The sequence below is a fragment of the Amorphus orientalis genome (assembly GCF_030814015.1).
GTDB classification, from domain to species: Bacteria; Pseudomonadota; Alphaproteobacteria; order Rhizobiales; family Amorphaceae; genus Amorphus; species Amorphus orientalis.
In genome coordinates, this window is record NZ_JAUSUL010000002.1 from 997930 (window position 1) to 1022680 (window position 24751).

Annotated in this window: 24 protein-coding genes, 1 tRNA gene and 1 pseudogene; 7 read left to right on the top strand and 19 right to left on the bottom strand. The window is 67.0% G+C overall.

The annotated features are described in order from the left end of the window. Positions 1-14: 14 nt before the first annotated feature. Positions 15-506 (top strand): GNAT family N-acetyltransferase, encoded by a 492-nt coding sequence (locus tag J2S73_RS12405; protein WP_306885854.1) that lies wholly within the window; start codon positions 15-17, stop codon positions 504-506. A 70-nt stretch (positions 507-576) separates the two neighbouring features. Here J2S73_RS12405 and J2S73_RS12410 read toward each other — a convergent pair whose 3' ends face one another. Beyond that, a complete protein-coding gene (locus J2S73_RS12410) occupies positions 577-1797 on the bottom strand; it encodes a glycerophosphodiester phosphodiesterase family protein (protein WP_306885855.1) in 1221 nt (406 codons plus the stop codon). Positions 1798-1997: 200 nt separating this feature from the next. On the opposite strand from J2S73_RS12410, the gene J2S73_RS12415 reads away from it, so the two are divergent. Next, complete coding sequence (locus J2S73_RS12415) at positions 1998-3284, top strand: O-acetylhomoserine aminocarboxypropyltransferase (protein WP_306885856.1); 1287 nt, start codon at positions 1998-2000, stop codon at positions 3282-3284. Between the two features lie 69 nt (positions 3285-3353). Here J2S73_RS12415 and J2S73_RS12420 read toward each other — a convergent pair whose 3' ends face one another. After that, the gene (locus tag J2S73_RS12420) at positions 3354-4454 is read right to left on the bottom strand and encodes a COX15/CtaA family protein (protein WP_306885857.1); all 1101 of its coding nucleotides are present in this window, start codon (positions 4452-4454) and stop codon (positions 3354-3356) included. Between the two features lie 126 nt (positions 4455-4580). Here J2S73_RS12420 and J2S73_RS12425 point away from each other — a divergent pair, with 126 nt between their 5' ends. After that, on the top strand, positions 4581-4790 hold the full coding sequence (locus J2S73_RS12425) for a DUF2842 domain-containing protein (protein ID WP_306885858.1): 210 nt from the start codon (positions 4581-4583) through the stop codon (positions 4788-4790). 15 nt (positions 4791-4805) lie between these two features. Here the strand turns inward: J2S73_RS12425 and J2S73_RS12430 are convergent, their stop codons facing one another. Then, entirely contained in the window at positions 4806-6071 is a 1266-nt protein-coding gene (locus J2S73_RS12430; protein ID WP_306885859.1) for a hypothetical protein, read from the bottom strand. A 257-nt stretch (positions 6072-6328) separates the two neighbouring features. Between J2S73_RS12430 and J2S73_RS12435 the strand changes: the two genes are divergently transcribed. Further along, positions 6329-6405, top strand: a tRNA-Pro gene (locus J2S73_RS12435). Positions 6406-6676: 271 nt separating this feature from the next. Then, the gene (locus J2S73_RS12440; RefSeq protein WP_306885860.1) at positions 6677-7990 is read left to right on the top strand and encodes an O-antigen ligase family protein; all 1314 of its coding nucleotides are present in this window, start codon (positions 6677-6679) and stop codon (positions 7988-7990) included. 623 nt (positions 7991-8613) lie between these two features. On the opposite strand, the pseudogene J2S73_RS21680 reads toward J2S73_RS12440, so the two are convergent. The 6 genes and pseudogenes from J2S73_RS21680 to J2S73_RS12470 all read right to left on the bottom strand — a co-directional run. Next, positions 8614-8893, bottom strand: a pseudogene (locus J2S73_RS21680) (MerR family transcriptional regulator); the annotation flags it as partial. An 18-nt stretch (positions 8894-8911) separates the two neighbouring features. After that, complete coding sequence (locus J2S73_RS12450) at positions 8912-9232, bottom strand: integration host factor subunit alpha (RefSeq protein WP_306885861.1); 321 nt, start codon at positions 9230-9232, stop codon at positions 8912-8914. 143 nt (positions 9233-9375) lie between these two features. Continuing rightward, a complete protein-coding gene (locus J2S73_RS12455; RefSeq protein ID WP_306885862.1) occupies positions 9376-10353 on the bottom strand; it encodes a beta-ketoacyl-ACP synthase III in 978 nt (325 codons plus the stop codon). Then, a complete protein-coding gene (gene plsX / locus J2S73_RS12460; RefSeq protein ID WP_306885863.1) occupies positions 10350-11417 on the bottom strand; it encodes a phosphate acyltransferase PlsX in 1068 nt (355 codons plus the stop codon). The genes J2S73_RS12455 and plsX overlap by 4 nt, the downstream gene beginning before the upstream one ends. Positions 11418-11716: 299 nt before the next feature. After that, a complete protein-coding gene (locus J2S73_RS12465; protein WP_306885864.1) occupies positions 11717-12256 on the bottom strand; it encodes a DUF177 domain-containing protein in 540 nt (179 codons plus the stop codon). Further along, on the bottom strand, positions 12253-12804 hold the full coding sequence (locus J2S73_RS12470) for a ubiquinol-cytochrome C chaperone family protein (RefSeq protein WP_306885865.1): 552 nt from the start codon (positions 12802-12804) through the stop codon (positions 12253-12255). Before J2S73_RS12470 ends, J2S73_RS12465 begins: the two co-directional genes overlap by 4 nt. Between J2S73_RS12470 and J2S73_RS12475 the strand changes: the two genes are divergently transcribed. Continuing rightward, complete coding sequence (locus tag J2S73_RS12475; protein WP_306885866.1) at positions 12803-13315, top strand: outer membrane protein assembly factor BamE; 513 nt, start codon at positions 12803-12805, stop codon at positions 13313-13315. The genes J2S73_RS12470 and J2S73_RS12475 overlap by 2 nt on opposite strands. 152 nt (positions 13316-13467) lie before the next feature. Here the strand turns inward: J2S73_RS12475 and J2S73_RS12480 are convergent, their stop codons facing one another. From J2S73_RS12480 to glyA, 9 genes are all read right to left on the bottom strand, one after another. After that, positions 13468-15597: a sodium-translocating pyrophosphatase gene (locus J2S73_RS12480; RefSeq protein ID WP_306885867.1), complete on the bottom strand. Its 2130-nt coding sequence runs from the start codon at positions 15595-15597 to the stop codon at positions 13468-13470. A 369-nt stretch (positions 15598-15966) separates the two neighbouring features. After that, positions 15967-17184, bottom strand: a complete 1218-nt coding sequence (locus J2S73_RS12485) for an MFS transporter (protein WP_306885868.1) — start codon at positions 17182-17184, stop codon at positions 15967-15969. Between the two features lie 99 nt (positions 17185-17283). Further along, the gene (gene thiL / locus J2S73_RS12490; protein WP_306885869.1) at positions 17284-18348 is read right to left on the bottom strand and encodes a thiamine-phosphate kinase; all 1065 of its coding nucleotides are present in this window, start codon (positions 18346-18348) and stop codon (positions 17284-17286) included. Beyond that, positions 18345-18851 (bottom strand): transcription antitermination factor NusB, encoded by a 507-nt coding sequence (nusB, locus tag J2S73_RS12495; protein ID WP_306885871.1) that lies wholly within the window; start codon positions 18849-18851, stop codon positions 18345-18347. The genes thiL and nusB overlap by 4 nt, the downstream gene beginning before the upstream one ends. 3 nt (positions 18852-18854) lie before the next feature. After that, positions 18855-19307 (bottom strand): 6,7-dimethyl-8-ribityllumazine synthase, encoded by a 453-nt coding sequence (gene ribH, locus J2S73_RS12500; protein ID WP_306885872.1) that lies wholly within the window; start codon positions 19305-19307, stop codon positions 18855-18857. Between the two features lie 130 nt (positions 19308-19437). Beyond that, positions 19438-20064, bottom strand: coding sequence for a riboflavin synthase (locus tag J2S73_RS12505; protein WP_306885873.1), 627 nt, complete (start codon positions 20062-20064; stop codon positions 19438-19440). A 46-nt stretch (positions 20065-20110) separates the two neighbouring features. Further along, complete coding sequence (gene ribD / locus J2S73_RS12510; protein WP_306885874.1) at positions 20111-21250, bottom strand: bifunctional diaminohydroxyphosphoribosylaminopyrimidine deaminase/5-amino-6-(5-phosphoribosylamino)uracil reductase RibD; 1140 nt, start codon at positions 21248-21250, stop codon at positions 20111-20113. Between the two features lie 15 nt (positions 21251-21265). Next, entirely contained in the window at positions 21266-21742 is a 477-nt protein-coding gene (gene nrdR, locus J2S73_RS12515) for a transcriptional regulator NrdR (protein ID WP_306885875.1), read from the bottom strand. 6 nt (positions 21743-21748) lie between these two features. Continuing rightward, the gene (glyA, locus tag J2S73_RS12520; protein WP_306886315.1) at positions 21749-23062 is read right to left on the bottom strand and encodes a serine hydroxymethyltransferase; all 1314 of its coding nucleotides are present in this window, start codon (positions 23060-23062) and stop codon (positions 21749-21751) included. On the opposite strand from glyA, the gene J2S73_RS12525 reads away from it, so the two are divergent. Next, positions 23061-23405, top strand: coding sequence for a hypothetical protein (locus J2S73_RS12525; RefSeq protein WP_306885876.1), 345 nt, complete (start codon positions 23061-23063; stop codon positions 23403-23405). The two genes, glyA and J2S73_RS12525, sit on opposite strands and share 2 nt — an antisense overlap. On the opposite strand, the gene J2S73_RS12530 is transcribed toward J2S73_RS12525, so the two are convergent. Then, positions 23402-24703: a L,D-transpeptidase family protein gene (locus J2S73_RS12530; RefSeq protein ID WP_306885877.1), complete on the bottom strand. Its 1302-nt coding sequence runs from the start codon at positions 24701-24703 to the stop codon at positions 23402-23404. The two genes, J2S73_RS12525 and J2S73_RS12530, sit on opposite strands and share 4 nt — an antisense overlap. Positions 24704-24751: the final 48 nt, after the last annotated feature.

A 24751-nucleotide genomic window follows, 5' to 3' on the forward strand; every position in this document is an offset into this window, starting at 1 on the left:
GTGCCGGACCGCCCATGGCAACCATGTCAGCATCCGACACCGGCATTTCGTTCGCGCGCCTGACCGCAGTCGATCCGGCGGCCATCATCGCCCACATGTCGGATCCGCGCGTGACCGCGCACATGCCGCTGGCGACCGGCGCCTGGGACCGGGAGCGGTGCGCCGAATTCGTCGCCACCAAGGAGGCCTCCTGGGCCCGCGACGGCCTCGGCCACTGGGCCATCCTCTGTGACGGCGACTATGTCGGATGGGGTGGGTTCCAGAAAGAAGGCGCGGAATGGGACTACGGCCTGGTCCTGCTGCCGGAGCGCTTCGGGCTCGGCGCCCGGATCACGCGCAAGGCGCTGGCGTTCGCCCGCGCCGATCCCCGCATCCCATACGTGACGTTCCTGCTGCCGCCGTCCCGCAGGCACCTGCGCGGGCTGGACCGGCTCGGAGCGCGCCTGATCGACCGGATCGACTACGAGGGCAGCGAATTCCTGAAATATCGTCTCGACACGGCCTGACGGCTGCGGCGCCGAGCGGGGGCAGAGGGCGGCCGGGACCGCCCTCGCCCGGTTCGGGAGCTCCGACCGATCAGAGACCGGTGCAGTTGGCGTAGTAGGTCACCGTCGCCGGCCAGTCGGAGAATACGCCGACCACGCCCACGTCCTGGGCGAGCACGTCGAGGACGGCGTAATAGTCGCTGTCGCTGTCGATCGCGTCGGTCACGGAGTTGTAGTACCAGCCGCCGCCGTTAGCGAGCGGACCGGAGCGCTCCAGCGACCAGGAGATCAGCGTCAGGCCCGCTTCCTTCGCCGCCTTGGCATAGTCGGAGGGCACGATCTCGCCGCTGTCGTCCAGGTCGACCAGCATGTTGATCGACGGGGCCAGATAATTGATCCCCATGTCGGCGATATCGGCCGGGCTGTGCTCCCAGGTCGACGGGTCGCTGCCGTCCCAGCTGTCGTCGGGCTCGACGAGATAGACGGCCTGCCGGCCGTACTCCGGCTCGTTCTCGACCCAGTACCTGATCACGTCGAGATTGAACGACTGCGGGAAGAGATCGGACGCCGGGATGCCCGCGTCCTTGTACTCGTCGATCATCTTCTGGGCGTAGTCATCCATGGAGAAGCCGTCGAACGGCATGTCCACGGACGGATCCTTGAGCTCCGGTGTGAACTTGGCGCCGAGGCTCTTGAACAGCTCGATGGACTCCTTGTGGGTCATCAGCTGCGCGTCGTCGACATAGAGATCGGTCCGGAAGTCGGGCGTGCCGCCGAGATAGGCTTCGGCCGTGGTGGCCGACTTGTCGGCCGCGTCCATCTTCGGCTTCAGCGTCCTGAACTCGGCCAGCGTGATGTCCGACGTGCGGCACTCGGCGGCAGCCTCTGCACCGTCGGACGCCGGCGTGAACGGCTGCGTGCACTTCTCCGCCAGATCCGTCGCGACGATGTTGGTCGTCGTGTGCAGATCGTTCTGGGCATGCCGGCAGACGAGTTCCTTGTCCTTCGTGAAGGTGACGTCGCACTCCAGGATCCCGACGCCCTGGCGGGCGGCGGCCAGATTGGACTCCACCGTGTGCTCGGGGAACTGAAGCGGCGCCCCGCGATGACCGATCGAGAACGCGGTCCTGGCCGGGGTCTGGTTCATGCAGGCCGCAAGCTTCTCCTTCAGTTCGCCGTCGGGCAGCTTGTCCACCAGATAGAACGGGCGGACGCCGTAGCTGAGCGGAACCGGTGCATCGCTCTGGGCGAGCGCAGCACCGCCGGAGGTCAGGGCCGAGGCGAGCGCCAGGGCGGCAAGGCCGTATCGCATGTCATCACTCCTTGATGAGAATTCCCAGCGTTCCCATTGGCCGGGATTGACGACATCCGCTCGACGGTTTCGTGAAGTTTCCATCTCAGTTCCGTGAAGCCCGGCCCCGTTGCCAGACCCGACGCAACGCTGGCGATCCGGCCGCGCACCCGTTAAGGACGGACATTGGATTTGCGCTTGCAACGACAGGGAGGTCGACCATGAGCCAGGACCACGAACCCGGTTTCTCCACGCTCGCCATTCACGCCGGCGCGCAGCCCGATCCCACCACCGGATCGCGGGCGACGCCGATCTACCAGACGACCTCGTACGTCTTCGACGACGTCGACCATGCTGCGTCGCTGTTCGGACTGCAGGCCTTCGGCAACATCTACACCCGCATCACCAATCCGACCGTCGCCGTGCTCGAGGAGCGGGTCGCCGCGCTGGAAGGCGGAACGGCCGGCCTCGGCGTCGCGTCCGGCCACGCCGCCCAGGTCCTGGTCTTCCACGCCCTGATGCAGCCCGGCGACGAGTTCGTCGCCTCCCGCAAGCTCTATGGCGGCTCGATCAACCAGTTCACCCATTCCTTCAAGAATTTCGGCTGGAACGTGGTCTGGGCCGATCCGGATGACGTTTCCAGCTTCGAGGCGGCCATCACCCCGAAGACCAAGGCGATCTTCATCGAGTCGATCGCCAACCCCGGCGGCGTGATCCTCGATATCGAGGGCATTGCCGAGGTGGCGAAGCGCGCCGGAATTCCGCTGATCGTCGACAACACGATGGCCAGCCCCTATCTCTGCCGCCCGCTCGAGCACGGCGCCGACATCGTCGTTCATTCGGCGACCAAGTTCCTCGGCGGCCACGGCAATTCGATCGGCGGCGTGATCGTCGACGGCGGTAGCTTCGACTGGTCCAAGACCGACCGCTATCCGATGCTTTCCGAGCCGCGGCCGGAATATCAGGGCATGGTGCTGCACGAGACGTTCGGCAATTTCGCCTTCGCCATCGCCTGCCGCGTGCTCGGACTCAGGGACATCGGTCCGGCCCTGTCGCCGTTCAACGCCTTCATGATCCTGACCGGCATCGAGACCCTGCCACTGCGCATGCAGCGCCACTCCGACAACGCCCTCAAGGTCGCCGAATTCCTGTCGGGCCATCCGGCCGTCGAATGGGTCAGCTACCCGGGCCTGCCCGGCGACAAGTACAACGCGCTCGCCAAGAAATACTGCCCCAAGGGCGCCGGCGCGGTGTTCACCTTCGGCCTCAAGGGCGGCTACGAGGCCGGGGTCGGTCTCGTGTCGAACGTGAAGATGTTCTCCCACCTGGCGAACATCGGCGACACCCGTTCGCTGATTATCCACCCGGCGTCGACGACGCACCGCCAGTTGGACGACGAGCAGAAGGTGGCCGCCGGCGCCGGACCGGACGTGGTTCGCCTCTCCGTCGGCATCGAGGACGTCGCCGACATCATCGAGGATCTCGACCAGGCCCTGCCGAAGGCGTAAGGGCTTTCAGGACATCCCGCCCGGGTCATCCCGATCCGGGCGGTCGCAATCCCGGATCCAGATTTCGAATCAGGCGCTTACGGCGCCTTTTTCAATTTCGGCCGAAAGCGCCGGCTGACGGTTTTCCGCCACCGTCCGCCGTGCGTGCACCACGGCAGCCCACAGCAGGAGCGCCGCCGTCAGCTGATGGGCGAGCGCCAGCATCAGAGGCACGACGAGAACCACCGTGGCGATCCCGATCACCGCCTGGACGATGACGAACCCGAACAGCAATCCGGCGCGACTGCTCACCGCGGAGCGGCCCGCGGTACGTGCAGCAACGAGCCATTGAACGGCGGCGAAAACGACGATCGCATACCCCATCATGCGGTGGTCGAACTGCACGGTCAGGCGGTTCTCGAACGCGTTGATCCACCAGGGACTCTCGAAGAAGAGCCCTGACGGGATCAGCCGGCCGTCCATCAGCGGCCAGGTGTTGTAGACCATGCCCGCATCGAGCCCTGCGAGCAGGCCGCCCAGGAAGATCTGGACCACGATCAGGGCGAGGAAGCCCCACGCCATCCATCTGGTCCGGTCGGGTGCCGGTGTTCGAACCCCGTGCCTGTGCAGCTTGAGACCTTCTGCGGTCCAGACGATCGCCGCCAGGATGAGGCAGGCCAGCGTCAGATGGGTCGCGAGCCGGTACTGGCTGACGTCGACCCGGTCGACCAGGCCCGATGCCACCATCCACCAGCCGACGGCGCCCTGCAGTCCACCCAGCAGGAAAAGCCCCACGAGCCGCGGCTTGAGCCAGCCCGGCACCTGGCCGCGCGCCCAGAACACCACCATCGGCAGGAAGAACGCGATGCCGATGAACCGGCCCAGAAAGCGATGCGCCCATTCCCACCAGAAGATCGCCTTGAACTCCGAGAGGCTCATCCCCTTGTTGATGAGCTGGTATTCCGGAATCTGGCGGTACTTCTCGAATTCCTCGTGCCACTCCGCGGCGCTCAGCGGCGGGATCACCCCGTGGATCGGCTTCCATTCGGTGATGGAGAGGCCGGAATCGGTCAGCCGCGTCGCGCCGCCCACCACGATCATGGCGACGATCAGCGCCGCCACGCACAGAAGCCAGGTGCGGATGGCGGGAAGCGCGGATTCTGTGTGGGCGGCGGACGGTGTGTTTGGCATCTGCATCCGACTCGTGGAAATCGTCGCCGGCAGATATAGATCATCCTGCCGGGCATGACTGCGGCTTCGCACCCGGATGCGGCCAGCGGACGCAGCCCCCGGCCTCGTTTCGGATCAAGGAGACCCATGAGCCAGAATCTGCGCAAGCTGATCGGAACGATCACGATGGCGGTGTTCGTGATCGTCTACGCCCTGTTCGCGATGCTGATCGGCGCGACCATGTTCGCCCAGTCGGCCACGTGGGCCCAGACGATCTACTACGCCATTGCAGGGCTGGTCTGGGTGATCCCGGCCGGGCTGCTGATCCGCTGGATGGCCCGGCCCGACCCGTCCTGAAGAGCCGGGCTCCGTTCAGATGCGGGTCTTGTTGCGCTCCAGCGGGCACAGAAGCGCGTCGGCCACCCCGGCCGCCGTCAACGTGTCCAGACGCGGCCAGATTCGCGCGTCGGATCGATGCGCCACGATGAGCGCCACCGCACCGCGATAGATCGCCGCCTCGACCGGATCGGCATCTGTCTGCTCGTCGCTGATCACGATCACCAGATCGTAGGTCGATTCCAGCGCCGCCAAGACGTCCGGCACCGTCTCTTCCGTGCCGGCCTCCCGGCTGAAGCCCCGTCCCATGAAATGGACGCCTGACGATGCCTCGCGCACGATGACCGCGTCGCACTGGACGAGGCCGGCGGCGAGATCGCGGAACCCCGCCCGTACGGTATCCTGGGCTCCGGCAAGGTCGTCGGCCAGATCGATGACCAGAGCGCGCCCCCCGTTCCGCGCCACCATTCCGGCCAGTTCGCTGGCAAGCTGGCGGCGGCCGGCCTTGGCGCCCGTCAGGACGAGACGCTGAGACGCTTCTTCACGATTTTCAAGCGCCGTCCAGACGGCGTTCGCCAACGCACGGCTGCGCTTGTCTTCCCCGGGATAGAGCGGAAACGCGGAGGCGGCCGGGCTGCGCCGCGCGACCACCCAGGACGTCCCCTTCGCGGGAAGCGATGCGGTGACGGGCATGGAAGGCGATCCGGCCGGAAGCGGTCGCGGCGCGCGCCTGCCGGCGAAAGCAGCACCGACTGCCGTACCGGCGAAGAGGCCCGCCAGACACAGGGTGAGATCGTCGAAGCGGCTGACCTGCTCGACGCTATGCGCCGTCTGCCGGATCGACAGGCCGGCACCGGTCAGCCCTTCCAGACGCGAGGACAGGTCGCCGGCAAACGCGCCGGCGGCATCCGCGGCGATCGTCGGATCCCGGGCCACGACGGTGATCACCAGACGGCGGTCGCCGGTCGCGGCAACGGACAGCCGCCGCGAAAGACCGTCGACAAGACGCTCGTCCGACGAGAGCGCCGGCGAGATGAACAGGCTGCCGAGCCGGGCCACCGGATCGATCGGACCGGGCGCCGGCAAGGCAGCGTGAAGACGGTCGAGGCTGTGCCGGCGGGCGAGCGTCGCCAGCGCCGCGCGCTGAAGGATTTCCGACTGGACGAGCGGCGCGATCGCCCCGGCATCCAGCCCCTTGCGCACGTCGGGACCGAGCCAGAGACCGACCTCGGCGCGATGCTCGGCCGGAGCAGCGAAGGCGGCGATGACGCTGAAGAGCAATGCGACGCCGAGACCGCTCATGCACAGCGCCCAGAGGCGCGGCATCTGGCGGCGCGCGGAAGCTCCCGGCGAATCGGTGGATTGATCGAGTGCTGATGACGGACGGCTACGCATGTCGCTTGTCTCCCTCCAGTCATCGACTGTGGAGCAAAAGCGTAAGACTCCCGTTAATGCGGCCCGGCAAACCCGACCGACCGGCCGATCCGCACGTTCGGTGACCAATCTTCCGTTTGTCGCTTGAACCCGCGCCCCCAAACAGATACCTACCGGGACACTGTCGGAGCGTAGCGCAGCCTGGTAGCGCGCCTGCATGGGGCGCAGGAGGTCGTGGGTTCGAGTCCCGCCGCTCCGACCACTCTCCCCCATTTCCATTCCGGTCCCCCCGGAAATAGGCTTTGGCGTTTGCCGGTCGCCGGTCTGCAATTTCATCGAGAGCCGAAGCGCTCTAGTGTCGTGGACGCCCTCGACGCGCCCTGAAGCTGCGGACCCTGCCGGTGACAGCCAGATCCCCGTTCATCTCCAACCGGACTGCAATTGGCCGACCGCGCAGGCTGGCGCCCCGGCCCGGGCCAAGACCCGCCCTGCGACCCGAGCGACGCCACCAGGCCGCGTCGGCCCGACTCGATGTGTTTCTGCGGGGATGCGCGGCCGCGCTGCTGTTTCTGCTGATCGCGAACGAGCTGGTGGGCCTCGACCTGTTCGCGCCGGCACTTAGCCGTTCCGGCACGGCGGCCGAGGGCGACACCAAGCGTCAGATCATCCTGCTCGGGCTGCTGGCCGGCGCGCTGGTCCTGTGCGTGGCGAAGCCGCGCGCCGCCCTGCGCACGATCCTGCGCTGCTGGCCGATTGTCCTGGTTCTCGCGTGGATGACGCTGTCGACGCTCTGGTCACAGTTCCCTGCCCTCACGATCCGCCGCTCGCTGGTCTACGAGATCTATTTCGTGATCGCGATCGCCGCCGTGATCTGGCTTCCGGCCGAGACGTTCCTCAAGACGCTGACCGCCGCATTCGCCGCGATCCTTGTCCTGAACATCGTCTACACGATCCTGTTTCCCGGCCGCGCGTTCACCGAGCTCGGTCTGTCCGGTATTCATCTGCACAAGAACATCGCCGGCGCGGTGGCCCTCGTCGGCATCGTTCTGCTTGCCGGCTATGCCGCCTGGGCGCGTGGTCCGATGCGCGCGGCAGCCGTGGCCCTGGCGATCGCCGGGGTCGGCTTCCTTCTCCTCACCCAGTCGAAGAACGCGATCGGCTTCTTCTTCGTGATCGTGGTGGCGGTCCTGCCGGCGCTGGTGATGATGCGCGCGGGCCGGCATTCCGGCGCCCTCGTCTTTGCCGCGATCGCCGCTCTGGGCGGACTGGTTCTCATGGTCAGCGGGATCTTCGGCTGGTCGTTCACCCAGTGGATCGGGCTCGCAACTGGAGACGCCACCTTCACCGGGCGAACCGATCTGTGGTCTGCGGCCATCGACTACATCTCCGAAAGTCCGCTGCTCGGCCGCGGGTTCGGCGCCCACTGGTCGGTGCCGCCGGAAGCCCACCCGCTTCTGGACAAGCGCGGCTGGTGGTCGGGGCTCTACGAGCTCACGATCCGCTACAACCAGTCCCACAACGGATATCTCGATATCGTCGTCCAGATGGGCGCGATCGGCGCCGCGCTCATCCTGATCTATCTCGCCGATCTCACGCTGTCGCTGGCGCGCCTGTTTGCGCTGACGCCGCGCACCCCGAGGGCGAGCGCGCCCGTCTACACGGTCGCCACCGCCATCCTCGGCATCCTGATGATGAACCTTCTGGAAAGTTCGCTGTTCTTTCCGTCGGCCCCGACCGGACTGGTGCTGCTGCTCCTGTCCGTCCTGGTCATCGAATGGCAGCGCCGTCTGGTCGCGGCCCGGTTCGGCCACAGACCCGCTCCGTCCGGTCGGCGCCCCTATCTGTGACGCCGGACGACCCGGCCTCTACCGGGTGCGGTCGAGGAGCCGCTTGCACTCCAGAAGCTCGAACAGGGCCGCCTGGAGGTCGCGCACGTCCTCTCGCGACAGGCTGGCATCGCCCGCCTTTGCCGACGGCTCCCGTTTCAGCCGATCGAACAGGCGGAAGCCACCCGAGTGTCCCTCGCCTTCGTGGCTGGGCAGTTCGTCCTCCGGAAGGATCCCCGGCGGCAGCGGATCGTCCCCCTCGAATGCCGGCGGCTCTGCCTCTTCCTCAGTCTCGGGCCAGTCCGGCGCCTCTCGGGATGGCCCCCGGCCGGGCGCGGAGACCCGAGGCGAGGGCTTCGGCTCATAGGCGTCGGCCTCGTCGTCCTCGGCGGGCGCAGGTCGGCGGCGGTTCGCCGGCTTGCGCCGCACTGCCGCCTCGAAGTCCTCCTCGGCGGGCTTCAGGGACGGAGCGCGGGACGCATAGTCCTCGCGGCCCGTCTGGGCGTCGTGCGGGTCGTCTGGAAACGGAAAGAACGCCTGCGCGTCCATCGCCGCGTCGTCCTCGTGATGGCGCGCGGGCTTGAGCCGCGGCGGCGGCGCTTCCGGCTCGCCGAAGACGTCGCTGTCGCCGCGTCCGATCGCAGCCACGTGGCGGGGCCCCTGCTCGCGCAGCACCTTCTGGACGCCGCGGATCGTCAGTCCTTCGCTATAGAGGAGATGGCGGATACCGCGAAGCAGCTCGATGTCCTGGGGACGATAGAACCGGCGGCCGCCGGCGCGCTTCATCGGCTTGACCTGGCCGAACCGGGTTTCCCAGAAGCGCAGGACGTGCTGGGGCAGCTCCAGTTCGGCTGCGACTTCGCTGATCGTCCGGTAGGCTTCGGGCCCCTTGTTGTCGCCTGACGGGGTCGAGGACTGAGCCATCAGCGCCCCCCGCTCAGCTTAGTCGCCGGGTCCGGCCTCCGGAGAGAGTGCATCGTTGATCTTCTTCTTCAAGACATTGGACGGCTTGAAGACGAGGACACGCCGCGGCGCGATCGGCACTTCCTCACCCGTCTTCGGATTGCGCCCGATTCGCTCGCCCTTGTCACGAACGGCGAACGTACCGAAGGAAGACAGCTTGACGGTCTCGCCGTCGACAAGCGTCTGGGCGACCTCCTTGAGGACCATCTCCACCAGTTCCGCCGACTCCGTTCGGGAGAGACCGACCTTCTGGTAGACAGCCTCACACAGGTCCGCCCGGGTCACGGTCCGTCCCGTCATGAGCCTCCTCACCGATCTGGATGGTCGGCATCCGAACCGGTCGCCGACAGACCATACCAACGCTATTGCGCCGCGACCGCCGGGTCAATGCGCAAGTCCATGGGATCGGGATATAAACCCGGTTTGCAGCGATTATTCTTAGGCTACCAGCGCAACAGGGTGGCGCCCCAGGTGAAGCCGCCGCCCATTGCCTCCAGCAGAACCAGATCGCCGCGCTTCACGCGCCCGTCCTTCACCGCCACGTCGAGCGCCAGCGGGATCGACGCGGCCGACGTGTTGCCGTGCCGATCCACCGTCGACACGACCTTCTCTTCCGCGATGCCCAGCTTGCGGGCTGACGCGTCGATGATGCGCTTGTTGGCCTGGTGGGGAATGAACCAGTCGATGTCGTCGGCCGACACCTGCGCCTGGTCGAAGACGGCTTCGATCACGTCGGTGATCATGGCGACGGCGTACTTGAAGACCTCGCGGCCCTGCATGCGAAGGTGCCCGACCGTCTGGGTCGACGACGGCCCCCCGTCCACGAACAGCTTTTCCTTGTGGCGTCCGTCAGAGCGCAGTTTGGTGGCGAGCACGCCGCGATCGTCGACGGTGCCCTCCCCGGTCTGGGCTTCCAGGATCATGGCACCGGCGCCGTCCCCGAACAGGACGCACGTCGTCCGATCCTCCCAGTCGAGGATGCGGGAGAAAGTCTCCGCGCCGATCACCAGGGCGCGCTTGGCCAGACCGTTCTTCAGGTAGGCATCGGCCGTGGTGGTCGCGAACACGAAACCCGAACAGACCGCCTGGAGATCGAACGCCACGCCGCTGGTCAGGCCGAGCCGTTCCTGGATGGTGACGGCCGTCGCGGGAAAGGTGTTGTCCGGAGTGGCCGTCGCCAGCACGATCAGATCGATCGTCCCCACGTCGATGCCGGCATCGGCGATCGCGCGCTGCGCGGCCTTGAGGCCCAGATCGGCCGTGGTCTGGCCGGGCGCTGCGATCCGTCGTTCGCGAATTCCGGTTCTCTGAAGGATCCACTCGTCGGACGTGTCGACCATTTCGGCGAGATCGGCGTTGGTCAGGACACGATCGGGAAGCGCACTCCCGCACCCAAGAACAACTGCGCGGGTTACGCTCACTTAGCCGCCTCCTTTCCCTCATCCGCTCGTTCTGCCGCGCCGGAGGCCTGGTAGGCCTCCAGATCCGACGCGATCCTGCTCATCAGATCGTTGCGCACCATGTCGTATGCAAGCTCGACGGCGGCGGCGAAGCCCTCCGCGTCGGTGCCGCCGTGGCTCTTGATGACAAGGCCGTTCAACCCGAGAAAGACGCCGCCGTTGACCTTGCGCGGATCCATCTTCTCCTTCAGCCGGTCGAAGGCCGGCTTGGCGAGAAGATAGCCCAGCTGGGCCTGCAGTGTCCGGCTCATGGCAGCGCGGAGATACTCCGAAATCTGCCGGGCGGTTCCTTCCGCCGTCTTCAGGGCGATGTTGCCGGAAAACCCTTCGGTGACCGCCACGTCCACGGTGCCGCGGCCGAGATCGTTGCCCTCGATGAAGCCGAAATAATCGATGGACTCCAGGTCTGCCGCGCGCAGCATCCGGCCCGCCGCCTTGATCTCCTCGAGCCCCTTCACCTCTTCCACGCCGACGTTCAGGAGACCGACGGTCGGCCGCTCGATCCCGAACACGGCGCGGGCCATGGCGCCGCCCAGGATGGCGTAGCCGGTCAGCTGCTCCGCTTCCGCACCGATGGTCGCGCCCACGTCCAGGACGATCGATTCCCCGCGGATCGTCGGCCAGATCGCCGCGATGGCGGGACGCTCCACGCCCGGCATCGTCCTGAGGCAGAACTTGGCCATCGCCATCAGGGCGCCGGTGTTGCCCGCCGAGACGACGGCGCCGGCGGTTCCGTCCTTGCCGGCCTCCAGCGCGCGCCACATGCTGGACTTCCAGCGTCCCTGGCGAAGTGCCTGGCTCGGCTTGTCGTCCATCTGCACCGCGACCTCGCAATGATGCAGACGGCTTGCCTCCTTCACCCGGGGGCACTTGTCCAGGATCGGCGCGACGCGGGCTTCGTCGCCGAAGATCTCGTAGCGGATGTCGGGATAGCGCTCGAGGCCGATCTCGGCGCCGGGGATGACCACCTCGGGTCCCCCATCGCCGCCCATGGCATCGAGCGAGAGCGTGACGGTCTTCGCCATACGGAAACCGGCCTAATTGTGAGCGGGCCTGCACCGGACCGTGGACCCCCTCGAGACATCGTCAGAGGGATCCGACCATCGTGCAGGCGCATGACTGAAAAGGGCCGACATCACCGCGCTCCTCGTTTCTGGCTGGACGGACAGGCGCCCATTCTTGCGCTCGCCAGCGTGACCCGAACCGAGACCGAGGGACCGGCGAAACGACGCGGCGATTGAGTGTTGCCGTACCGAGTGGCCGCAGGACAATACTCGTTTCGTCTCAACGCACAACCACAATCTGGCTGCGGGAAACGGGGCCTTCATTGCCCCCCGCCGCGCTTGAGCCGCTCCAGCACGGCGAACGGCGAAGGCTCCTCGTCCTCCTCCTCGTCCCCCTCTTCGACCGGATCGAACTGGGCGCCGGGAACCCTGGGATAGGGATCGATGCCGAGCGCGACATGCTCGGCGGCGATGGCTCCGAGATCGAGCGATTCGCCGTCGAAGAGCTCCGGCGGATCCTCGCCGCCCGGATCGATGTCGATCTCGCCGTTGCCCTTGCGGACCTTCGTTTCCGGCATGAAGCGGAGATAAAGCTCCTCGGAGATCGTCTGGCGGACCGGCGCCAGCGACACCACGCAGGGCTGGACCACGACCGCCGTGACCGTTCCGGCGACCGACAGACCGTCGCCCCGCCACGGCTTCACCTCGAAGTCCGCGGCGAGTGATTCGATGCTGGACAGATTGAACGCGGCCGCGAGTGCCTCCCGTTCCTCCGCATCCGCCTCGAAGGCGACGGTCTGGCCATCGGGCGCGACGTCGGTCACGGAAATCGGTCGGCTGAGCGCAAAGGTCTCTGTCATGCGGGGGATCTCCGCAGGGTTTGAGAGGGTTCGGGCCAATCGATACGTCCTGACTCGATATCGGATGTTGGCTGCGATGCCAAACGGCTGACCGTCTCGACGGCGTAGGTGGCGAGCCAGCCGGCCGCTTCCGGCTCGGATCCGTCGGCAAAGACGTTGCGGTCGATGGCGGTCGAAAGGCTCGCCTCATCGCCGGCCGCCAGCCCCGGCCGAAATGCATCGAACCGGCCGTAGACCTGCTGGCCGATCTTCTTCATGCGCTTGCCGACCGAGAGATCGCCGACCCCCATCTCCCGCAGGCTGCGGTCCATGTCGAGGAGAAAGAAGTCGAACAGCGCCTGGGCGGAGGGCGCGATTGTGCCGTCCTCGGCCCGCAACCGCTCGGTGACGAGCACAAGATGAAGTACCACCATCTCGAAACGTCCTTCGACGGTATCGGCGACGGACCAATCGCGATAAAACACCGGCTGCCGTGCCTGTGCCACGATCGAGGCATAAAGCGGCGCAGCCTTCTCACCCTTACGACGATTGAAAAAACCGAGAATCATGTCTGGGTCACGCCTCACGCCTACAACAACGCCCCGCAGGGCCAATCTGGTTTCGTCCGCGCAGGACACCCGGTCCCGCCTTCCGATCACCCGCGCGGGCCTCGCTGCCCTGGTGCTCGTGGTCGGTCTCAGCGCCTGCACGTCCGAGACGTTCGTTCACGGCCAGCGGATCACCGAAGAGCAGATGCAGCAGGCGCCCGTTGGGGCAAGCCGGGAGCAGGTCGAACTCGCTTTGGGTACGCCCTCGACTGTCGGTGTGACCAGCAACGAGGTCTTCTACTACATATCCCAGACCGAGCAGCAACCGGTTCGCTTCCTGAACGCCCGGACGACGGACCGGCGGATCGTCGCGGTCTATTTCGATTCCGAAGGCCGCGTCCGCGACATTGCGGAATACGGCCTCAAGGATGGGCAGGTGTTCGACTATCAGGCCCGCAAGACGCCGACCACCGGTGAAGATCTCGGGTTCGTGTCCCAGGTTCTCAAGGGCGTGACGCGCCCGGTGCTCTGATTTGTGGCCGCTGCCGGGGTCCGCGACCGGATTTCTCGGCCTGCCGGACGGATAAGAAGGCGCCCGCCTCCAGCCGGAGACGGGCGCCTTTTCGTTGCGGCCGGCCCTTTGCGGCCGGTCCTGTCGGATCGGCTCGCGATGTCTACCTGCCGTCAGTGGGCGAGCACCGCCAGAAGCAGCAGGGCCACGATATTGGTGATCTTGATCATCGGGTTCACGGCCGGACCGGCCGTGTCCTTGTAGGGATCACCGACCGTATCGCCGGTCACCGCCGCCTTGTGGGCCTCCGAGCCCTTGCCGCCATAGTGGCCGTCCTCGATGTACTTCTTGGCGTTGTCCCAGGCGCCGCCGCCTGCGGTCATCGAGATCGCGACGAACAGACCGGTGACGATCACGCCCAGAAGCATGGCCCCGACGGCCGCGAACGCATCGGCCTTTCCGGCGATCGCATAGACCACGAAATAGACGAAGATCGGCGACAGCACGGGCAGCAACGAGGGAACGATCATCTCCTTGATCGCCGCCTTCGTGAGCATGTCGACGGCGCGCCCGTAGTCCGGCCGCTCCTTGCCCTCCATGATGCCGGGCTTTTCCTTGAACTGGCGGCGGACCTCCTGGACGACCGCGCTCGCCGCGCGCCCGACCGCCGTCATCGCGATGCCGCCGAAGAGATAGGGCAGCAGGCCGCCGAAGAAGAGACCGACGACCACGTACGGATTGGCCAGCGAGAAGTCGAGCGCCCCTGCCCCGATGTCCGCGAAGTAGGGATACTCCTCCGAGTTCGCGATGAAGTAGCGAAGGTCCTGGTTGTAGGCGGCGAACAGGACCAGCGCACCCAGACCCGCCGAGCCGATGGCGTAACCCTTGGTGACGGCCTTGGTCGTGTTGCCCACCGCGTCGAGCGCGTCGGTGGTGTTGCGCACCTCCGAGGGCAGATCCGCCATCTCAGCGATGCCGCCGGCGTTGTCGGTGACCGGACCGAAGGCGTCGAGGGCGACGACCATGCCCGCCAGCGCCAGCATCGTCGTCACCGCGATGGCGATCCCGAACAGGCCGGCCAGCGAGTAGGTCACGATGATGCCGGCGATGATCACGATGGCCGGCAGCGCGGTGGCTTCCAGGGAGATCGCGAGCCCCTGGATCACGTTGGTGCCGTGTCCGGTCTGGGAGGCGTCGGCGATCGAGCGCACCGGCCGGAAGCCGGTCCCGGTGTAGTACTCGGTGATCCAGACGATGAGCCCGGTGACCGCGAGCCCCGTCACGCCGCAGAAATAGAGCGCGAGCGGGCTGATCGTGGTGCCGTCGCTGAGGTCGACCGTTCCCGTCAGGCCGCCGAAGACGATCGCCGTCACCGGCAACAGCACGATCAGCGACAAAACGGCCGTGGCGATGAAGCCCTTGTAGAGCGCCCCCATGATGGACTGGTTCGCGCCGAGCCGGACGAAGAACGTGCCGATGATCGAGGTGACCACGCACGATCCGCCGATCGCCAGCGGATAGAGCAACGCCGCCGTCAGGAGATCGGTGCCGGCGAAGAAGATCGCAGCCAGCACCATGGTTGCGACGACCGTGACCGCGTAGGTCTCGAACAGGTCGGCCGCCATGCCGGCGCAGTCGCCGACATTGTCGCCCACGTTGTCGGCGATGGTCGCCGGGTTGCGCGGGTCGTCCTCGGGAATGCCCGCCTCGACCTTGCCGACGAGATCGCCGCCGACGTCCGCGCCCTTGGTGAAGATACCGCCGCCCAGACGGGCGAAGATGGAGATCAGCGACGCGCCGAAGCCGAGCGCGACAAGCGCGTCCACCACGAGCCGGTCACCCGGCGCATAGCCCAGGAAGCTGGTCAGGATCAGGTAGTAGACCGCGACGCCCATGAGCGCGAGGCCGGCCACCAGCATGCCCGTGACGGCCCCCGACTTGAAGGCGATGTCGAGGCCCGCCGCCAGGCTCTGGCTGGAGGCCTGGGCCACGCGGACGTTGGCCCGCACCGAGACGAGCATCCCGATGAAGCCCGCGGCGGCGGAGAGGATCGCGCCGATCGCAAATCCGATGGCGACGGCGATCCCGAGCAGAAGCGCGACGATGATGAAGATGACGACGCCAACGATGGCGATTGTGGTGTACTGGCGCGACAGATAGGCCTGCGCGCCTTCCTGGATCGCTCCGGCGATCTCCTGCATCCGCTCCGAGCCGGCATTGGCCGACATCACGGACCGGATGGCCCAGACGCCGTAGAGTACGGACAACAGTCCGCACAAGACCACAATCAACACTCCAACCATTCCCATTCCTCCCTCGACAGACTCGGCTTTTTCAGCCGTTGGCGCCGTAATTTTTATGTGTATTGGCCGGCCCGATACCGGCAGAAGTGGCATCATTGGTGCCGACCGGGGTGGGGGCCGTCAAGTGTGCCGACGGGGCTTCGCCAATCAGGGTTGCAGGCCGGGAGGATCTCCGGGGCGCCGGCGCAATGCATCCGGCAGGTCAAGAAACCGCAGCTGGCCGTTCCTCTGACGCAAAAATAACGCCGCGATTGCGGGCCGCTTTTCCGGCCTTCGCTTGGGCCGCTCAACCTGGAAAAAAGAAGTCGGGAAATCGTCCCGATTGGGCGCCCGGCGCGACCTGACCGGACGGGTCGGACCGCTGACGGTCTAAGCGGTCCGGTGACGGCCGGTCAGCACGAGCCAGGACAGCGCCGCAAGCGCCAGCGCAATGACCGGAAACAGCGCCCAGTTCACCATCCCCCAGCCGGCGACGTTCAGGATCTTGCCGGAGGAGAACGACGCGATCGCGACGAACCCGAACACGCACAGATCGTTGGCCGCCTGGACGCGGGCCCGTTCCTCGGGCCGATGCGCATCGGTGAGCATTGCCGTGGCGCCGATGAAGCCGAAGTTCCATCCGAGACCGAGCAGGATGAGCGCAAGCCAGAAGTGGCCGAGCGTGAGGCCCGTGAGCGCCACGATGCCGGAAGTCGCAAGCAACGCCAGTCCGATCGCGGTGATGGTCTCGCGGCCGAACCGGGCGATCAGATTGCCGGTGAAGAAGCTCGGCGCGAACATGGCGATCACGTGCCACTGGATGCCGAGCGCCGCATTGTCGGCCGACAGCCCGCACTGGACCATCGCCAGCGGCGCCGCGGTCATCACCAGGCTCATCAGCGCATAAGAGACGACGCCGCACAGAACCGCGATCGCAATCCGCGTTTCCGACAGGATCTGAGTGAGCGGCCGCCCTTTCGTGCGGTCATCCGAGATCTTCGGCTTGGGGATCGACACGAAGGCCAGGATCGTCATGGCGATCAGGCACAGCCCGGCCTGGGCCAGAAAGGCGCCGGCGAACTGGATCGGCGAGAACAGGTCGCGCGTCCAGATCACCGTCTGCGGGCCGATGACGCCCGCCAGGATGCCGCCGGCCAGCACCCACGAAATCGCCTTCGGCCGGAACACTGCGCTCGCCGTATCGGTGGCCGCGAAGCGGTACTGCTGCACGAACGCCGTCGACAGGCCGGTGAACCAGGTCGCCAGAGCGAACAGCAGGAAGGACCCGTAGAGAATCGCCAGACATGCCGCGATCCCCCCCGCAGCACCAACCAGGGATCCGATCATGAAGCCCGGGCGCCGACCGATCCGCCGCATCAGGAGGGCCGCCGGAACCGTGCCGCAGGCCGTTCCCAGAACCATCGTCGTCACCGGCAGCGTGGCGAGCGACTTGTCCGGCCCGAGCAGATAGAAGCCCGTCAGCCCGCCGGTCGCGATGGTGATCGACGTGATCGCCCCGCCCAGTGCCTGGGCGGCGGCAAGCAGGAACGCGTTTCGGCGCGCCAGACGGTCGTCGACGAAATGGGCTTCGGCAGTCGGGCTGGTCATGGCAAATCCGGCATCGCCGCTTGAACGCGGTCTGAACTTGGTGGGCGGGCGCACCATGCGCCTGCAGCCGCGCGCGGGCAAGCCGGGCACGTATTTATATTAGAAATGACTAAAGGATGTTCCCGCCAGGGTCATCGGCTGGCCGTCCCGACCGACGACGACAATCCCTTCACCCGCTTCAATCGATCCGATCTCGGTGACAGGCACCCCGATCGCGGTCAACGCATCCCGAAAGCCGTCGCAGGACTGTTCCGGAACGCTCGCCAGGATCTCGAAGTCGTCGCCGCCGGTGAGCGCCATCTCGAACGCCGCCGGATCGATGCGGCTCGCCTGGGCAACGGCAGGAGACAAGGGAACGTCGGCCGCGCCGATCCGGGCGGCCACGCCGGAGGACGACGCCATGTGGGCGAGATCGCCGATCAGCCCGTCGGACACGTCCAGGGCGGCGGAGGCGAAGCGGCGCACCGCCGCGGCGGCCGTCGTGCGCGGCTGCGGCCAAAGATAACGGTCGGCGAGATGAGCGGCCATCGCGTCGTCGAGGCCCCAGGCGGACGCCTTTCCCGGCTCGAACCGCAGCGCGAGACCCAGTGCCGCATCGCCGATGGTCCCGGTCACGAACACCCGGTCGCCGGGCTTTGCCCCGGAGCGGCGCACGATCGACCCTGCCGGCAGTCGTCCGAACGCCGTGATGGAGATCGTCAGCCCGCCGGACGCCTTCAGCGTATCCCCGCCCAGAAGCGTGATCCCGTAGCGGTCCTGGTCGTCGGCCAGTCCGGCGACAAAGGCCTCCAGCCAGTCGGCGGTCCAGTCGGAGGGAAGCGCCAGCGCCATCAGATAGCCGGCCGGCGTGGCGCCCTTGGCTGCCAGATCGGAGAGGTTCGCCCGCAGCACCTTCGATGCGATGGAACCCGGCGGATCGTCGGCGAAAAAGTGGACGTCGGCGGCGAGCGCATCCTTGGTGACGACCAGGTCGGTACCGGGCTCGGCGGTGATCACGGCCGCATCGTCTGAAAGACCTGCCGCACCCGGATCGGAGGCGAGCGGCGCCAGATAGCGCTCGATGATCTCGAACTCCCCGGGGCGCGATGTTGCCGTCGCGGGGCCGCCACCCGTCTCTGACGGCGCGTTCGCGCGCGGGTCGAACGGGCCCCCGGCCTCGCTCATTCCACGACCGGCCGCTGCCGGCCCGCCAGTTCGCCCGAGCGCAGATCGCGTCCGATCCGGTCCAGCACGCCGTTGACGATGCGCGGCTCGTCGTCGTCGAAGAACGCCTTGGCGACCTCGACATATTCGGAGATCGCGACCCGCGCCGGCACGTCCTTGCGCTTCAGCAGTTCATAGACGCCGGACCGCAGGATTGCCCGCAGGGTCGCGTCGACCCTCTTGAGCGGCCACTCGGCTGCCAGCGCCTCGTTCACCTTCGGATCGATCTCGCGCTGGTTCTCCACCACGCCCGAGACAAGTTCCTTGAACCAGGCGAAATCGATGTCGCGCCAGTTCGCGCCCTCGATCTCCTGCTTCAGACGGAAGAGCTCGAACTCCGCGATCACGTCGTTGACCGGGGCGCGGGTCAGTTCCAGCTGGTAGAGCGCCTGGGCCGCCGCCAGCCGCGCAACGCCGCGCTGGTTGGCTGGACGGTCCTTCGGCTGGGTATCGTTCGCGCCCATGGTCTAGCCGGCAAAACGTGCTGCGAGTTCGTACATGGCAAGGGCCGCTTCGGCGGCGTGCCCGCCCTTGTTGCGGCGCTCCGGATCGGCCCGGTCCCAGGCCTGCTCGCCGTTCTCCACGGTCAGGATCGCATTGCCGAGCGGCACGCCGGTCTCCACCACGAGATCCATGATCGCGCGGTTCGATTCGCCGGCGACGATGTCGTAGTGGCCGGTCTCGCCGCGGATCACGCAGCCGTTCAGCACCACGAGATCGAACTCGGCGCGGCCGTCGTCGGAGGCGGTCAGGGCCATCGACAGCGCGGCCGGGATCTCGAGCACCCCGGGAACCGCAATGCGCTCGTAGGTGACGCCACGGGCATCGAACACCCGCCGCACGCCCTCGAAGAGCGCGTCGGCCAGATCGCCGTAGAAGCGGGCCTCGATCACCAAGGCATGGGGAGCCGTCTGTTTCATCGTTCCAGAAATCTTTCAGCCGTGACCCTCGGGCTCCCGTTGCGGTGCCGCCGAGGTCGCTCGGTACGAATGCATGAAGCGCAGAGACCAACCATGGGCATCCGCCCTTGTCCAGTGGTCCGCCCGCGGATCAGCCCTGCGCGGACGGGACAGCCATCGTTTCCTGCAATCTGGCCACGTAGCGCGCCATCATGTCGACTTCGAGGTTGACCCGGTCTCCGGGCCGCGCCGCGCCCCAGGTGGTGACCGTCAGCGTGTGCGGGATCAGCATCACGGAAAACTCCGCGTCGGAGACGCTGTTGACCGTCAGCGACGTGCCGTCGAGCGCCACCGACCCCTTTTCCGCGATGAACCGCTTCAGCGGATCCGGCACCCGGAAGACGAACCGCGCCATCTCGCCCTCGTCCCGGCGCTCGATCAGGTCGGCGAAACCGTCGATGTGGCCGGTGACGATGTGGCCGCCCAGCTCGTCGCCGATCGCGAGCGCCCGCTCCAGGTTGACCGGGCTGCCGGCCCGCCATGCACCCAGGGTCGAGCGGTCGAGCGTCTCCGGCGAGATGTCGACGGAGAAGACCGACCCGCCCTCGTCCGTCGCCTCCCGTTCCACGACGGTCAGGCAGACGCCGGAACAGGCGATCGACGCACCGATGGCGATCCGCTCTGCAAGATACCGGCTGGCGATCCGCGCCCGGATTCCGGCTTCCGCCGGCACGACGTCCACGACGCGCCCCACGTCGGTGATGATACCGGTGAACATGAACACCTCGTCTCTCGCTGCGCGGCCGTCGGGGCCCGCGGCCAGCCTATTCCGTGCGCCAGAAATGGGTCATCTGGTCGGCGCCCACCAGAGCCTCATGCAGCAGTTCGAACCGGGACGGGTCGACGACGGTCTCCATGTCGAGCCCGTCGAACGCCGGCACACCGTTCTTCCCGACCTCCATCGGCGCCCGATAGAAAATCGCCTCGTCGATCAGGTCCGCCTCGAGCAGGCCGCGCGCGATGCGGGCGCCGCCTTCCACCAGCAGCGTGGTCAGCCCCCAGTCGCCCAGTCCGCGCACCACGTCCAGCAGGTCGAGCCGGCCGCCGGGCCGGATCAGGCGGGTGAGCACCGAGGCACCGCTGTCGCGGAGTGCTGCGATCTTTTCCCGGGGCGCATCCGGGGCCACCACCACCCACAGCGGCGCGAGATCGGCCGTGGCGACGAGCCGGCTCTCGAGCGGCAGTTTCGCAGAGGGATCCAACACCACCCGGACCGGGGAACGCGCCGCCAGCCCGGGAAGACGGCAGGTGAGCTCGGGATCGTCGGCAAGGGCGGTGCCGATGCCGATCATGACGGCGTCGGTCTCCGCGCGCAGGAGGTGCGTCCGCGTCCAGGCGTCGGGACCAGAGATGCGCACCTGCCCCTCGCCGCGCCGCCCGATCATGCCGTCACGCGAAATCGCGAGCTTGAGACGGATGTGCGGCCGGTTGTCGGTCATCTTGCGGATGTGGCCGGCATGGTCTCGGCGGGCCTGAGCGGAGCCGACGCCGGACGTCACCTCGATGCCGGCCGCGGCGATCCGCTTGAGGCCGCGCCCGAAGACCAGCGGGTTCGGATCGTCCAGCGCGCTCACGACACGGCCCACGCCGGCGGCCACCAGAGCGGAGGAGCAGGGTCCCGTCCGGCCATAGTGGGCGCAGGGCTCCAGGGTCACGTAGCAGGTGGCGCCCTTCGCATCCTCGCCGGCGTCCGCGAGCGCACGCACTTCCGCATGGGGCCGGCCGCCGATGTCGGTCCAGCCATGGGCAACGACGCGCGGGCCTGAGGCGCCCTGCTGGACGATGACGGTGCCCACTGCCGGATTCGGCCACGTATGCCCGGCGTTTCTCCGGCCGAGCGCCAGCGCGGCGGCCATGAACCGCCGGTCGAGCTCGGCCTGTTCGTCCGCGCTCAATCGCACCATCTCAGACCGTGGCCGTCATTCGTCGTGGGGATCCGTCGTTTCCGGCTGGGCGAGCTCGCCGATGAAGGCCTCGAAGTCCTTCGCCTCGCGGAAGTCCTTGTAGACCGAGGCGAAGCGCACATAGGCGACGTCGTCCACGGTCTTCAGCGCTTCCATGACCAGGTTGCCCAGGTCTTCGGCCGTGACCTCGGCCTCGCCGGAACTCTCCAACTGGCGGACGATGCCCGAGACCATCTGCTCCACCTGCTCCGGCGGCGTCGGCCGCTTGCGCATGGCGACCTGGACCGATCGCATCAGCTTGTCGCGGTCGAACGGCACCCGCCGGCCGGATCGCTTGATCACCGACAGCTCGCGCAGCTGCACCCGCTCGAAGGTCGTGAAGCGGCCGCCGCAGGTGATGCAGACCCGGCGGCGGCGAATGGCGGTGTCGTCCTCCGTCGACCGGGAGTCCTTCACCTGCGTGTCGCCGCCACCGCAATACGGGCACCGCATCGGGGCTTAGAGACCCGGATAGATCGGGAAGCGGTCGGTCAGCGTGCGGACGCGGCCGAGGACTTCCTTCTCCACGGCCTCGTTGCCGTCTTCGCCGTTGCGGGCGAGACCGTCGACCACTTCCGTGATCATCTGACCGACTTCCTGGAACTCCGAGACGCCGAAACCGCGCGACGTCGCCGCCGGCGTTCCCAGACGGATGCCGGAGGTGACCGTCGGCTTCTCCGGGTCGCCCGGCACGCCGTTCTTGTTGCAGGTGATGCCGGCGCGACCGAGCGAGACTTCCGCCGCCTTGCCGGTGATCCCCTTCGGGCGCAGATCGACGAGCGCCAGATGCGTGTCGGTGCCGCCGGACACGATGTCGAACCCGTTGCCCTTCAGCGTCTCCGAGAGCGCCTTGGCGTTGTCGACCACCTGGCGGGCGTAGAGCTTGAAGGACGGCTTGAGCGCCTCGCCGAAGGCAACCGCCTTGCCGGCGATCACGTGCATGAGCGGCCCACCCTGCAGGCCCGGGAACACGGCCGAATTGATCTTCTTGGCGATGTCGGCATCGTTGGTGACGACGATGCCGCCGCGCGGGCCGCGAAGCGTCTTGTGCGTCGTCGACGTCGCCACGTGGGCGTGCGGGATCGGGCTCGGGATCACACCGCCGGCGACCAGGCCGGCGAAGTGGGCCATGTCGACCATGAAGTACGCGCCCACCTTGTCGGCGATCTCGCGGAACTTCGCGAAATCGATGGTGCGCGAATAGGCCGATCCGCCGGCGATGATGATCTTCGGCTTGTGCTCGTCGGCGAGCTTCTCGACCTGATCGTAGTCGATCAGGCCGGAGTTGTGGCCGACGCCGTACTGGACCGCGTTGAACCACTTGCCGGAGAGGTTCGGCTTGGCGCCGTGAGTCAGATGGCCGCCGGCGTCAAGGCTCATGCCCAGCACGGTGTCGCCGGGGCTGGCGAGCGCCAGCATGACCGCCTGATTGGCCTGGCTGCCGGAATTCGGCTGGACGTTGGCGTAGCTGCAGTCGAACAGGCGCGTCAGGCGCTCGATCGCGAGATTTTCGGCGATGTCGACGAACTGGCAGCCGCCATAGTAGCGCCGGCCCGGATAGCCTTCGGCGTACTTGTTGGTCAGGACCGAGCCCTGCGCCTCCAGAACCGCGCGCGAGACGATGTTCTCAGAGGCGATCAGCTCGATCTCGTGGCGCTGGCGACCGAGCTCCTGCTCGATCGCGCCGAACAGATCGGGATCGACCTCGGCGAGCGGCTTGGTGAAAAATCCTTCTTCCTTCGGCTCGAAGGCAGCGGACGTGGAACTCTGCATGGTCATGGTCTTCCGTCTTTCGGATCGGGGACGTGGGCGATGTCCCGGCGAACACAGCGCGGGGCTTCCGGTCGAAGCGAGAACACCTGCCCTTTCCTACGAAAACGACGGGCTCAGCGCGATCGTCAGCGCAGCGAATGTAAGCCCAGCCGGCGCAGGCAGCGATCTTGATTGCGACACCCGCGCGGTGTTGGCGGACGATAGTGGCCGCCGCCCCGCATTGCAACAGCCGGCGCTGTCCCGCGCGGCCGCGTCGCACGCACGAAAAACGCCCGCGGCCGGTTCGGACGCGGGCGTTTCGAAGATCGTCGGTTTCGAAGGGTCCGGCCGCTCCAAATCCTAGCGGAGAGCCAGGCCCTCGGCGCCGTCGCGATCGTAGATGTCCTGGCGGAAATGGACCACGCCGTCCGCCGTCGCCCAGGCGGTGATGTAGCTGAAATAGATCGCGGTCTGGGTCTTCACCGGCACGTCGAGCTGTTCGCCGGAGCGAATCGTCTCGTCCACCTGGGCCCGGGTCCAGTCGTTGCCTTCCAGAAGCCAGGTGATCAGTTCGCGCACGTTCTGCACACGGACGCAGCCGGACGAATGGAAGCGGAAGTCCTGACCGAACAGGTTCTTCGCCGGCGTGTCGTGCAGATAGACCTGATGCTGGTTGTGGAAGTTGATCTTCACGGTTCCGAGCGAGTTCCCCTCACCCGGCTCCTGCCGGAACATGTACTGGGCGGCCTCGTCGGTGTTCCAGTCGATCTCGGTCGGCATCAGCTCTTCGTCGGTGTTGCCCCACCGGTAGATCTTGATCTTGTTCCGGGTCAGATACTCCGGATCCTCCTTCATCTTGGGGATCAGGTCCTTCTTGATGATGGAGACCGGAACGGTCCAGTACGGATTGAAATTGATCTCGTGGATCTTGCTCGACAGCACGGGCGACGGACGGTCGACCTTGCCGACCACGCCAGTATGGCGCGAACGCACGCGGCCGTCCTCGACCGCCTCGATCTCGGCCGCCGGGATGTTCACCATCACGTAGCGGTCGCCGAGATAGCCGGACATGGAGCGCACCCGGACCAGATTGGTCTCGAGCTGGCGCAGGCGCACCTGGGCAGGAACGTTCAGCGCGTTCAGGGTCGCCTGATCCACCACGCCGTCCGGGTTCAGGCCGTGGCGCAGCTGAAAGCGCCGCACCGCCGCGTCCACGTACGAATCGAATGTCTGCGCCGACCCTGCCGTCTGGCTCAGATCGCCGGAAATCATCAGGCGCTGCCGCAGGACCTGGACCTTGGCGTTCTTGACGCCGAGACGAAGCGTCGGTTCACCGGGCGGCACCTGGGGCCAGCCGCCCTGGGCCACGATCTGGCCGTAGCGCTGGATCGCCTGCTCGATATAGCTGGCGGTTTCCGGAGAGAGCGTCGGCGACGACGACTTCACCGCGTTCACCGCGGGCAGCGTCGCATCGAACTTGTCGGCCCACTCGGCGCGCACCTTGTAGTTCTGGAGCGCCTGCAGCGGGGTCGACCCCTGGGCCGCAGCCTCCTGCACCGGCCCGGCGACCATGAGGCCCACGAGAACGGCGGCGCCCACGGCAAGACGCCGTGCGCCGGCGAAGGCTCCTGATCCACCCGCGAATACCGCGCGTAGGGTCATCTTAGACACTCCAAATGCAACAGCCGAACGTGGCCATATCTACCTGAA